At 36.3% G+C, this 12,893-nt stretch carries 12 protein-coding genes; 5 read left to right on the top strand and 7 right to left on the bottom strand.

Features of this window, described 5'->3' with window-relative positions; genetic code table 11:
* Window position 1: 1 nt before the first annotated feature.
* The 5 genes from OLM58_RS20575 to OLM58_RS20595 form a co-directional block, all read right to left on the bottom strand.
* The gene (locus OLM58_RS20575; protein WP_264530432.1) at window positions 2-1,024 is read right to left on the bottom strand and encodes a sugar kinase; all 1,023 of its coding nucleotides are present in this window, start codon (window positions 1,022-1,024) and stop codon (window positions 2-4) included.
* A 167-nt stretch (window positions 1,025-1,191) separates the two neighbouring features.
* Window positions 1,192-2,595, bottom strand: a complete 1,404-nt coding sequence (gene uxaC / locus OLM58_RS20580) for a glucuronate isomerase (protein WP_264530433.1) — start codon at window positions 2,593-2,595, stop codon at window positions 1,192-1,194.
* A gap of 25 nt (window positions 2,596-2,620) precedes the next feature.
* Window positions 2,621-3,412 carry a gluconate 5-dehydrogenase gene (locus OLM58_RS20585; protein WP_017495609.1) on the bottom strand — a complete coding sequence of 264 codons (792 nt, stop codon included), beginning with the start codon at window positions 3,410-3,412 and terminating at the stop codon, window positions 2,621-2,623.
* A gap of 5 nt (window positions 3,413-3,417) precedes the next feature.
* On the bottom strand, window positions 3,418-4,254 hold the full coding sequence (gene kduI, locus OLM58_RS20590) for a 5-dehydro-4-deoxy-D-glucuronate isomerase (protein WP_264530434.1): 837 nt from the start codon (window positions 4,252-4,254) through the stop codon (window positions 3,418-3,420).
* Between the two features lie 110 nt (window positions 4,255-4,364).
* Complete coding sequence (locus OLM58_RS20595) at window positions 4,365-5,834, bottom strand: MFS transporter (RefSeq protein WP_264530435.1); 1,470 nt, start codon at window positions 5,832-5,834, stop codon at window positions 4,365-4,367.
* A gap of 442 nt (window positions 5,835-6,276) precedes the next feature.
* On the opposite strand from OLM58_RS20595, the gene OLM58_RS20600 reads away from it, so the two are divergent.
* The 5 genes from OLM58_RS20600 (at window position 6,277) to OLM58_RS20620 (ending at window position 10,634) form a co-directional block, all read left to right on the top strand.
* Entirely contained in the window at window positions 6,277-7,203 is a 927-nt protein-coding gene (locus OLM58_RS20600) for an alpha/beta hydrolase (protein WP_264530436.1), read from the top strand.
* A 540-nt stretch (window positions 7,204-7,743) separates the two neighbouring features.
* Entirely contained in the window at window positions 7,744-8,058 is a 315-nt protein-coding gene (locus OLM58_RS20605; RefSeq protein ID WP_264530437.1) for a hypothetical protein, read from the top strand.
* 43 nt (window positions 8,059-8,101) lie between these two features.
* Window positions 8,102-8,662, top strand: coding sequence for a 2'-5' RNA ligase family protein (locus OLM58_RS20610; RefSeq protein ID WP_264530438.1), 561 nt, complete (start codon window positions 8,102-8,104; stop codon window positions 8,660-8,662).
* 183 nt (window positions 8,663-8,845) lie between these two features.
* Window positions 8,846-9,769: a helix-turn-helix domain-containing protein gene (locus OLM58_RS20615; protein WP_264530439.1), complete on the top strand. Its 924-nt coding sequence runs from the start codon at window positions 8,846-8,848 to the stop codon at window positions 9,767-9,769.
* Window positions 9,770-9,869: 100 nt separating this feature from the next.
* A complete protein-coding gene (locus tag OLM58_RS20620; protein ID WP_264530440.1) occupies window positions 9,870-10,634 on the top strand; it encodes an SDR family NAD(P)-dependent oxidoreductase in 765 nt (254 codons plus the stop codon).
* A gap of 98 nt (window positions 10,635-10,732) precedes the next feature.
* Here OLM58_RS20620 and OLM58_RS20625 read toward each other — a convergent pair whose 3' ends face one another.
* Together OLM58_RS20625 and OLM58_RS20630 are read right to left on the bottom strand one after the other, a co-directional pair.
* Entirely contained in the window at window positions 10,733-11,362 is a 630-nt protein-coding gene (locus OLM58_RS20625; RefSeq protein ID WP_264530441.1) for a hypothetical protein, read from the bottom strand.
* Complete coding sequence (locus tag OLM58_RS20630) at window positions 11,359-12,795, bottom strand: hypothetical protein (RefSeq protein ID WP_264530442.1); 1,437 nt, start codon at window positions 12,793-12,795, stop codon at window positions 11,359-11,361. The genes OLM58_RS20625 and OLM58_RS20630 overlap by 4 nt, the downstream gene beginning before the upstream one ends.
* Window positions 12,796-12,893: the final 98 nt, after the last annotated feature.

Here is a 12,893-nt window from a genome sequence, read left to right on the forward strand (position 1 = left end):
ATTATCTAGATACTAATCCCGTAGCATCACCATCTATCATATTTTCAACTTCTTTTAAGGTTACCAGATTATAATCTCCGGCAATGGTATGTTTTAAACAACAAGCAGCCACTGCGAAATCTAAAGCTCTTTGATTGTTGTTTTGATATTCCTGTAATCCGTAAATCAAACCTCCCATGAAAGCATCCCCACTTCCAACACGGTCTACAACAGGAGTCACTTCTTTTACAGCTGCCTGATAAATGGCTTTACTGTCAAATAAAACCCCTCCTATTCTTTGGTGTGACGCACTTACAGAGTACCTAAGGGTCGTTGCTGCTATTTTTAAACCCGGAATCAAATCAAACAATTTGCTGTACAAAACCGGAAGCGATTTCTCATCCTGATAATTCGGATTGACTTTCGGAATTCCCAACATAAAATAAGCGGTATCAATATCTCCTAAAATAACATTGCTGTATTGCAACAACTCCGGCATTACTTCACTTGGTGTTTTTCCGTATTGCCATAATTTTGATCGGTAATTCAAATCGCAGGAAATTGTAATTCCCAGTTTATGAGCTGCTTTTACTGCTTCTAAACAGGCTTCGGCGGCACTTTGGGAGATTGCCGGTGTGATGCCGCTCCAGTGAAACCAATTGGCTCCCTCCAGTACTTTCTCCCAGTCAATCATTCCTTTTTCGATAGTTGCCATCGAACTGTGTGCACGATCATAAACCACATTACTGCCTCGTGTTCCGGCACCGGTTTCCAGAAAATAGATTCCTAAACGCTCTCCTCCGTAAACTACATTTCCAGACGCTACATTCATTTTTCGCATTTCTTTTACTGCCGAAGCACCAATTTCATTCTCGGGTAATCTTGTTACAAATTCTGCATTCAAACCGTAATTAGCCAAAGACACGCAAACATTAAATTCACCGCCTCCATAAGACGCTCCAAATGCTTTTGCCTGCGAAAATCGCAGATGTCTCTCTGTCGAAAGACGCAACATAATTTCCCCAAATGCAACTACTTTACTCATATAATTTTATTGTTTTACCAGTAAAAGATTTTTTTACCATTAAGAAATTAAGAAAATTAAGCCTGATGCTTTTATTTACCACAGCTTACACTGATTAAAAAGATACTTAAACTCTTTCCTCTATATTCTTTGCTCTATATTCTTTGCTCTATATTCTCTCTTCTTACTTAAAATTTAAAATACTCTTTTGCATTATGATAGGAAATATCAGAAACCAGTTTCCCAATCCATTCCATATCATTTGGAAGCTCTCCGCGTTTGATTTCATCTCCTAAAAGATTACATAAAATACGTCTGAAATACTCATGTCTTGGGAAAGACAAAAAGCTTCTAGAGTCTGTCAGCATTCCCACAAAACAACTAATTAACCCCATATTTGAAAGAGCATTTAATTGTTTTGTCATTCCGTCTTTCTGATCTAAAAACCACCAGCCCGATCCAAACTGAACTTTCCCTCTGACACTTCCGTCATTAAAATTTCCAATCATGGTTGCCATCACTTCGTTATCGGCCGGATTTAGGTTATAAATAATCGTTTTCGTCAATTTATCTTTACTGTCTAACGCATTTAAAAAGCCGGATAATTTTTGTGCCTGCGGATAATCTCCAATAGAATCCCAACCTGTGTCAGGTCCTAAAATTCGGTGCATGCGGGCATTATTGTTTCGCAAAGCTCCGAGGTGAAATTGCTGCACCCATCCAAACTCATGATACGTCTCAGACAAGAATAACAACACGGCACTTTGAAACTTCAAAACTTCTTCGCGAGTTAAAATCCTGTTTTCTCTTTTCTTTTTGAAGATGCTATTAATTTCATTCTCTGTAAATTCTTCGAAATAAATCTGGTCTAAACCATGATCACTAAGTTTACATCCATTTTGATTAAAGAACTCAATTCGGTTTCGCAATACACTGCACAAATCAGCATAGGTATGAATCGCAACTCCGGACACCTCCCCTAATTTGTCCAGATAACCATTATAGCCATCATTGGAAATTAAGATCGCTTTATCAGGTCTGAAGGCAGTACTCATTTTAGTTCCAATTGGATTCTTTGCCAATTTTTGATGAAACTCAAGACTGTCAATCGGATCTTCGGTCGTACAAACCAATTCAGCATTTACTTTTTTTAGCAGATTTTGCGTGCTGTAGGCTGGAGAATTGATTTTCTCGGTTGCTTCCTGGTATATTTTCTCTGCCGATTTTTCATTCAGCAAATCATAAATATCAAAATAACGCGCCAGCTCTAAGTGCGTCCAATGGTACAAAGGATTACGCATGGTGTATGGAACCGTTTTGGCCCAGTTTAAGAATTTATCTTTGTCAGGAGCGTTTCCGGTCACAAACTGCTCGTTGATTCCCAAGGTACGCATCGCGCGCCATTTGTAGTGATCTCCGTTGATCCACACCTGTGTAATGTTTTCAAAAATTTTATCTTCAGCAATAAACTGAGGATTCAAATGATTGTGATAATCGATGATCGGCTGATTTTTGGAATAATTATGATACAGCTCTTCTGCAAATTTATTTTCAAGTAAAAAATTATCGTTTATGAAGGTATTTGAACTCATGATTTTTTGGATGTAATTGAAATAATTATTCGTTTGATGGCTTCCCGATTGTTGCTAAGATTCCACCATCGACATACAAAATGTGACCGTTCACAAAATCGCTGGCTTTTGAAGATAAAAATATAGCCGCACCAGCCAGATCACTTGCTTCTCCCCATTTCGCAGCCGGCGTTCTACTGATAATAAAATCATTAAAAGGATGCCCGTCCACTCTAATCGGTTTGGTCTGTTCGGTAGCAAAATACCCGGGACCAATTCCGTTAATCTGAACATTATGTTTTGCCCATTCGGTAGCCATATTTTTGGTCAGCATTTTCAACCCGCCTTTCGCAGCAGCATAAGCTCCTACTGTACTGCGGCCCAACTCGCTCATCATCGAGCAAATGTTGATTATTTTTCCTCTCCTTCTTTCAATCATCCCTCTTACCACATGTTTCGACACAATAAACGGACTCACCAAATCAATATCAATAACCTCTTTAAAATCGGCTACCTCCATTTCAATCAATGGAATTCTTTTGATGATTCCCGCATTGTTGATTAAAATATCAATTGGCCCCACTTCATTTTCAATTTGTCTAACTGCAGCAATAACTTCCATCTCGTCCGTTACATTAAACTTATACCCCACTGCATGAATTCCCTCTTTTTGAAGTTCCGCTACCGCATCATCAATTTTTTGCTGAGAAGAATTTCCGTTTACCACAATTGTCGCACCCGCCTCTCCTAATCCTTTTGCCATTGCCATTCCCAGTCCGTGTGTACTTCCTGTAATCAGAGCAACTTTTCCGTTTATATCAAATAATGAGTTTGCCATATTATTTATCTTAAATCAGTGATTTTACACACATCCATATCTCCGTAATCCAAATTCTCACCCGCCATTCCCCAGATAAAAGTATAATTACTGGTTCCGGATCCGGAATGAATCGACCATGGTGGTGAAATAACCGCCTGATGATTGTTCATCCAAATGTGTCTCGTTTCCTGAGGTTGTCCCATAAAATGACAAACGGCCTGATTTTCGGGAATATCCAAATAAAAATAGACTTCCATCCTGCGATCGTGTACGTGTGCCGGCATCGTATTCCAGACACTTCCGGGTCTTAATTCCGTCATTCCCATCTGTAATTGACAAGTGGTTACAACACCTCCAATAATCATTTGATTTACGGTGCGGTGATTAGCCGTCTCCATAGTTCCCAATTCCAGCTTATTTGCTTCTGCCAGACTCACTTTTACAGTTGGATATGTTCTGTGTGCCGGAGCAGAATTGATGTAATATTTTGCAGGATTTTTAGGGTCATCACTTTTAAAGATCACTTCTTTATTTCCGCTTCCGATGTACAAAGCATCTTTAAACGCTAATTCGAAAGAAACTCCTTCAACGACCACAGTCCCTTTACCACCTACGTTGATAATTCCCATTTCTCTTCTTTCCAAAAAGTAACCTGCTTTCAAAGGGTCAATACTCTCCAAAATCAGATCCTTCAACGGAACTGCCGATCCTGCTATATATCTGTCATAATGAGAATAGGTTAACACAATCTCATCTTCCTGCATTAAATCGTCAATTAAGAATTCGTTTCTCAATTCCTGAGTATCATACTTTTTTACTGCTTCGGGGCTTGACGCGTATCTTGAACTATATTTTGTCATAATTTTAAATTAATGTAATCGATTGCATAAAATTAGATTTTTATCCTTAAAAACCATAATTAATCGTGAAATTTATTCTTTTTTATAATTGTTTTTTTTATCTCTGATTCTTAAAGATTGGTAATCGGACTGTATTTGGGCACTAACATTTTCATTACAGACCAGCCTGTCAGGTAACAGACAGCACAAATAGAGAAAATGATAAAATATCCGGCTTCAATTCCTTGAAAACCCATAAATGACATATTGCTTTCTTTGGCATAATCAAACAGCATTCCTGATCCTTTATTGATAAAAGTAGAACCAATACCTCCGGCCAAACCTCCAATACCAGTGATAGTTGCAATTGCTTTTTTAGGAAACATATCTCCTACAGTGGTAAAAATATTAGCCGACCAAGATTGATGTGCCGCACCTGCGATACCAATAATACTAACAGGAATCCAATAACTGATGTATCCTAAAGGCTGTGCAATCAAGGCCAACAAGGGAAAGAATGCAAAAATTAGCATCGCTCTCATTCTGCCTTCATAGGGGTTCATTCCTTTCTTCTCAACAAAATAGGTTGGCAGCCAGCCACCAATAATTGACAGCAGGGTTATCATATATAAAACGAATAAGGGAAGAGCCGCCTCAGTAGAATCCATACCATAAACCGAACTTAAGTAAGCCGGGGTCCAGAATAAGAAAAACCACCACACCCCATCGGTCATAAACTTACCAAAAGCAAATGCCCAGGTTTGTTTGTATTTAAAACAATCGACAAAAGAAACTTTATCTTTGGTTTCTGGTACATACCCCTTTAATTTGCTGTCTGTAATATCATCTTGTTGTATATATTCTAATTCTGCAGTACTTACTTTTGGGTGCTTTTCAGGCTTATCATACATGAAAATCCAAAATCCCATCCAGACAAAACCTAAAGCACCAATGATGATAAAGGCCATTTCCCATCCAAAAGATTCTGCGATAAACGGAATAGATATAGGAGCTGCCAAAGCACCAACAGTGGCGCCGGCATTGAAAATACTGGTAGAAAATGCTCTGTCTTTTTTAGGAAAATACTCAGCGGTCGTTTTAATCGCTGCCGGAAAATTTCCTGCTTCACCCACCGCCAAAACAAAGCGGGCAAAGATGAACAGCGTCACACTTACATTAATGACCAATCCGGTGTCTTTTACAAGGTGAATTGCCTGCTTGGCACCCTCGAAACCTACAAACCAGTTCCCACTAATAATTCCGGCTGTTGCAATACCACAAAAAGCGTGAAGACAAGCCCCAAAAGACCAGATACCAATGGCCCACAGAAATCCTCGTTTAGTATCCATCCAATCCACAAATCTACCGGCAAACAGTAATGAAACTGCGTAAAAAATAGAAAACAAAGCGGTTATATTTCCGTAGTCATTATTAGTCCAATGAAACTCAGGCGCAATAAAATCACTCCACGTTAAAGAAAGTACCTGCCTGTCTAAATAGTTAATGGTTGTTGCAAAAAAAAGCAACGCACATATACTCCAACGATAACTTCCTGTAGATTTTTTGGCCTGGGTCATAATAACTGCATCTGTTTGGTTCATGGTAATGGTTTATTATAAAAGTTGATAGTTTTCGGCTCATTTAATCTGCTGTTCAAACACGATATAAAAATTACAATACCCATGAATTAAATGCAACAAAATTAAATAAATGTAATCGATTGCACAAATATAGTTTTAAATCTTTATATTCCAAATAAATTATATAAAAATTTAATTTCAACACATAATTAAACAGATCGCTCAAAAAAAAATACTTTAAATTACATTTTAAGTAATATATTTGTTAAAAGCTATTTTTACAAACTTAACCGTTTTATCTATCAAAATTGTCCAAAAAACTTTCACTTTTGATCAATTCACCGTAATCTTCAGGTCTGCAAAGCAAAAGTCATTTGTTACATTTTTACAAAAGCATAAAACTGATCCAAAAAAACTTTGTTTTAAAACACTTTTCCAACCTATTTAAATACTTCCATAATTCATGAAAAATGTAAAAGAATTACTTCTAACCTTATTTTTATTCACCTTCATGCACACTACTATACATGCCCAAAATGAAATTATACCACTCTGGAATACCATTCCCGATGAAATAAAAGCCCCGGAATACAAGGAAAATGAATCTTTTACAGACGGAAAAGTGCAGAGTACAAGTTTAGTCACCGTTCCAACATTGAGTGTTTTTTTGCCTAAACAAAGTAAACCCAATCAAACTGCCATTCTAATTTTTCCGGGAGGAGGATATCAACATTTAGCCATTGATAAAGAAGGTACCAAAGTCGCCAACTGGCTCAATAGCTTGGGAATTGCAGCTTTTGTTGTCAAATACAGATTACCAAGTGATCAAATCATGAAAGACAAAAAGAACGGACCATTACAGGACGCACAGCAAGCCATACGTCACGTAAGGCAAAATGCAGCAAAGTACAGTATTGATGTTAACAAAATAGGGATTATTGGCTTCTCCGCAGGAGGACATTTAGCCGCCACCCTGGCAACACATTATGATGAAGCAACTTACGATTCAAAATCTAAAACAAGTGCACGTCCGGATTTTTCACTTTTAATTTATCCAGTCATATCCATGCAAAATGAGATTACGCACAAAGGCTCGCAAAGTAGTTTACTGGGAAATAATCCCTCACAGGAAGTACGTGATTTTTATTCTAACGAAAAGAAAGTTACTTCAAACACTCCTCCCGCTTTCCTGATTCATGCCACAGACGACAAAGTCGTTTTACCGGAAAACAGTATTAATTACTATCTGGCTCTTAAACGAAACGGGGTTTCAGCTGAATTACATCTTTATGAAAAAGGAGGTCACGGTTTTGGTCTGGGTGTAAATAGTACCAGTAAATTTTGGCCCAGAGATTGCGAAGAATGGCTTAAAATTAATGGCTACTTATAATATATTAGAAAGAATAAAAAAAGGGTCTTTAGATCCGGATAACCCAATAACCAAATCTAAAAACCCTATAAAAATCAGACTCTTTTGTAATCCTGCAAATTCATACAAAGCTTATACCCACGATCAAATGAATAAGTCTAATTTTCATTGTAATTAAAAAAATTGTTTCTCCAAAAACAGTTAATTATAACAACCTATTATGCGGTCTAAAAAGGTAAACACAGCATAATTACCCGTTATTATGGCGCGAAATTACAAGCAACTTTAGAGAAATCATTACGGCTTTCCGCATTATGAAAAACTTTTTCCTCCTAAAAATGCTAAGTCACTGACTATCTGAAACACTATAGTTGTAAAATCTTTAAAAAAAATAACTAAAAAGGTTCTTTCTTGTCCTGGATTAAGTTGAACTAGTGATTTAACCACTATTTTTGTTATAGAAATTAGATTTTCGAAAGCAATAAGTCTCTAAGAGGTTAAGTTTTTTTGTCTTACCGGTTACACATCTTAAAACTTACTCATACTTATATATTAATGATTATGAAAACATACGAATTCTTACTGCTTGGAAAAAACCAAGCCATTCTTGAGATTTTGCTCCGATTAGTGAATGCTTATGAAAACTGGAATGCAGTTGGTTTTAGTGATGAAAAACTGGCTCAGGATTATTTTCTGCACCACAAAATTGATATTGTACTTTTGAGTTCAGGCATCGAAGATCATATCGAAAAAGAGTTTACTTCTTTCTGCTTAAAACAGCAGCCTGATGTTGAAGTAATTGAACATTTCGGAGGAGGAAGCGGTTTGTTAAAATCCGAAATCGAATATCGATTGCATCTGAAAGGAAAAATTTAGATGCAAACAAATTCTTTAAATTTGCCAAAAACCGAACGTTAAAATGGAAAAGAAATATTCAGTTGTCATTCATCCTTCACCAGAAATAATTGAGGACATCAAAACCATGAAAGAACATCTGGCAACTAAAATTGGCTGGTTCAACAGTAAAAATTCGGTGGCACATATTACGATTTGTGAGTTTACAACTGACGATTCTCAACTGGATAAATTCAAGCAAAAGCTTTTTAATATTTGCGATACCTTTACTCCGTTTCAAGTACATCTGGATGATTTTGGTTCGTACGAAAGTGGTGCTTTTTTCATTGCCCCAAGTGAAGAATCAAAAAAGAGTTTACAGCCAGTCATGAAAAAGACACAGAAAGCGTTACTGCTTTCCAACCTAAAGAAAAGCAGTGATCCGCATATTTCTATCAGCAGAAAACTAACTCCCGAAAATCTTAAAGTCGCATCGCAGCTCTTTACCACAATTGCCATGGATTTTTCCTGTGAAGAAATTATCCTGCGTGAATTAGATCCGGTGAAAAAACAGTTTTTTGTCATTGATAAGTTTCCTTTTGGCAGTAATCCACAACCGGAACTTATACAAGGAAGTTTGTTTTAGATGTGAAATGTTTATTATGAGGTGCGAAATGTGGGATGTAAGATTCAAGATTCAAGATGTGAGATGTGAAGAGTAAAAAACCTGAAACCTGAAACCTGAAACCTGAAACTTGAAACTTGAAACCTGAAACCTGAAACCTGAAACTTAAAATTTCCGTATATTTGAATTTTACAAATTGTCGTCATGAAATCACTGGATTCTTTTTACAAAGATATTACTGAAGGTTCCTCCGTTGAACCGGGTTCTTTATTGCCCAATGACATCAAAAAAGAGATTGGTCATTTTAATGTATTTGACATCAAAGAGCTTTTAGAACGTCTTCAGGGTAAAGCAATCATGCCTTATGACCGACGTGCTTACTATAAAATCAGTTTGATTAAAGGTAAAAACAGGGCTGAATATGCCGATAAGATAATAGAAATTGAAAAACAGGGACTTTTATTTGCTACCCCAAAGATTCCATACAATTATTTACCACAGGATACGAATCAATCCGGGCAGTTTTGTGTTTTTACCGGTGAATTTTTATCGAAAAACAAAAGCGGAATTGATCTGGACGAGCTTCCTATTTTTGCCTCTGACGGGTATCCTATTTTTCAATTAACCGATGAAGAAGCAGCAGAAGTTGAATTGATTTTCAACAAAATACAAAAAGAAATCAATTCCGATTACATTTACAAATATGATTTAATTCGGAATTATGTCGCCGAACTCATTCACTTCGGACAAAAACTACAGCCTATAACGGCACTGTATTCAAAACACAATTCGGCTGCCAGAGTTTCTTCTTTATTTGCTGAATTGCTGGAAAGACAATTCCCGATAGAATCTCCAAATCAGCGATTACAGCTCAGAACTGCCAAGGATTTTGCCGAAAGATTATCTGTTCATGTGAATCATCTGAATAAAGTTTTAAAAGAAAATACCGGAAAAACTACGACCGAATTAATCAGCAGTCGTTTAACCAGCGAAGCCAAAATTCTTTTAAAACAAACGGACTGGAATATTTCTGAAATTGCCTTCTCCTTAGGATTTGAAGAATTGGCACATTTCTCTAACTTCTTTAAAAAACAAACTTCGTTTACTCCTTTAGCTTTCCGATCTTAAATTCATGATTTGAATTTCGCAAACATCGATTTGATATTTACAACTTCTCACTCCTGCTTCACTCCTACCTTTGTCTTATTAATTTAAAATACAAAATAAAATGGCAGTACATACAAAAATTGCTCTGGTAACAGGTGGCAGCAGAGGTTTAGGAAAAAATATGGCGATTGCAATTGCTAAAAAAGGAATCGATGTAATTATAACTTACAACAGCAAAAAAGAAGAGGCTGATTCGGTAGTAAAAGAAATTGAAAGCTTAGGTCAGAAAGCAGCCGCGCTTCAATTAAATGTTGCCGATTCCGGTACTTTTGATCCCTTTTTCAGCTCTGTTGCGGAAACTCTAAAAAAGACCTTTAAAACAGATAAGTTTGACTTTTTAGTAAACAATGCCGGAACCGGACTCCACAATTCATTTATGGAAACATCGGAAGCCGAATTTGATCAATTAACTAATATACATTTTAAAGGCCCTTTCTTCCTAACTCAAAAAGCATTAAATCTTATGAATGATGGCGGCGGAATCGTAAATATCTCAACAGGTTTAGCCAGGTTTTCTTTTTCGGGTGCTTCCGCCTATGCCTCAATGAAAGGGGCTATTGAAACGTTAACCAAATATCAGGCAAAAGAACTGGGTGAACGAAAAATCAGAGCCAATGTAGTTGCTCCGGGTGCAATCGAAACCGATTTTGGAGGTGGTGCAGTTCGCGACAACGAACAATTGAACAAAAATATAGCTGCAGTTACCGCCTTAGGAAGGGTTGGATTACCAGACGATATTGGCGGAGTAGTTGCCTTTTTATGTACCGACGAGGCGCGCTGGGTAAATGCACAACGCATCGAGGTTTCAGGCGGAATGAATTTGTAATTTTTATTTTGTGAATCTATAATTAAACCCAACAGATTTTAGAAATCTGTTGGGTTTAACAAACAGAATTAAAGTATTTCTTTTTCACAACACACAATTTAATCAAACCAATATTGTTCACCTCTTTGAATCTCTTGCCATTTTTTGTTTGTTTTTTTCATTACAATAACATAATATTTAGGGGAATAAAGAGGATTTGATTTTTGAGTTGCTATTGCCATGACCAAATAGTCTCTATTTTTGTAGTAAATTGGATCAGACAATGCAATTAGTAATGTTTCGTATTTGTATAAGGGTAATGCTCTCTCTTTTTTAAACATTATGGTGTCATGAGATTCTATACAAATGTTTTTTAGTTTAAAATCCGTTATTTCCCAATTTGCATTTTTAGAAAAACCATATTTATCATCATTTACATCATCTTGGTATTTTTTTCTCATTTTTTGGAATTCTTTTTCATTATAAAGAGGCTCTAAAATCCCAGCTTCCCTTATTTGTGTGCCATTTTTTCTATTAAATGGTGCATCACTGAGTTTTCCTTCAGCAAAAAGTTTTAAAGTTTTATTTGCACTTATTTTTTCTTTAATTATCAAAACAGTTTTGGTAGTATCTTTTACTAATTCTGACAGATGGCCATTAATAGCATTATATTTGTCCACTTTTGATTGACAATATGCTATAAAATTGCATTGTATAATTAGTAACAGAGCAAAAAATAACTTTTTCATGTTTTATTTTTTTTAAAATCTTCACATTTAGCGCCAAGAGGATACTGTCTAGTACCACCGTTGCTTTGAACATCACTTCCTGATTGTTCGCAGGCAAGTCGATTTAGGATTCTACTTCTATCTGCTGATCCTTCTGGGAAAGTCTTATCAAACACGGGAGTACCTTTCAAACCACCCCAAGCTAGATCAAGATATTCTTGATTTAAAGCTACGTTTAAAGGTGGAACTGTACCTGTTTGAAATTCTTGTAGCGTAGAAGCAATTGCGTTAACATAAGTTTCGGCCATTTGCTTGTGATGTAAATCTTGCTGATCCACATATACACCTCCTACATAGATACCGTTATTTGGGAAATTTTTTTGAACATATGACTGAAAAAGAGTGGGATTATCTACAAAAGCAGTCATGCCACTTCCGGCTGAGGAGGCATCATAAAGACTAAGAAAATAAGCATGTACAATTTCATGTAACATATTTCCAGCTAAAGACAACGAAGTTCTAGTAGTGTAGGAATTGCTTATGGTAGTGGTATAATCATTTGGGATATTGCCAGCACTATTTTTAGTTCGTGTTGTTTGTGCGGGAATATTTAAATTACCGCCGACAATGTTTAATGTATATGGTGTTGTTGCTCCTAGTTTTTTTAGCATGCTTGCAATGTCGAAGTTTTTAGTTTCTTTCAATTTTTCTAATACAGCTTTTTGGCAAGGAGTGAGGTCTTTATCTATAATTCTTTTTTCCATTGCTTGATAGATAATATTACTATAATAACTGGCAAAAGCCACTCCCATACTGGCATAATTGGTCGGACTGCCTTCTCCTCTAAATTGATAGCCCGGCATGATATAGGGAAGGTTAATATCACTTGGTTTAGGTTTGGGATATACATTAACATTGTTCAACGGAATCGGATCAGGCCCCGGAGATTTTACTTCTCCAAGCAAATTTCCGGATTTATAAACAAAATTGTTCTTGATGATTCCTTTCAAATCACTGATGACGACAGCACCGCTAAATTCGTCATAGCGATCTATCACCTTGCCCGTTTTCTTATTATTGAATCCCTCTTCGGGAATTAAATTAAAAAGCACAGTCTGCAATTCGCCATTGATCCTGATTTGTAAAATACTCGAATCTACATTATCCAGTCCTGTCTCTGCCTTCACAATCGTTAGTTTAGCGTCAGTATCCGTTATGTCAATCTGTTCTATAGATTCAAAATCTATTGTCAGGTTAAAGTTAGCGTTTTTTTGGGTAGACTGCTGTTGCTGAAAATCTTTTAGAAAAGCAACCGATTCTGTGACCGGTACAGTTTTTAGATGGTCTTCATTCTTGTTCTCTGATACCTTTTCAGTGTGTACATTTTCATCGTGATTACAGGAGTAAAATAGTACAAGTGTAATAAATACTGGCATTAAAAATAACTTTTTCATGATGGTGCAAATTTAAAAGTAAGAATAATACTCTAAATTTACGGAATAACAAAAAGTAATAGCTATTAAAAGAAAGAAAAAACTTATGTAAATTATCA

The organism is Flavobacterium sp. N502540, assembly GCF_025947365.1.
GTDB lineage: Bacteria > Bacteroidota > Bacteroidia > Flavobacteriales > Flavobacteriaceae > Flavobacterium.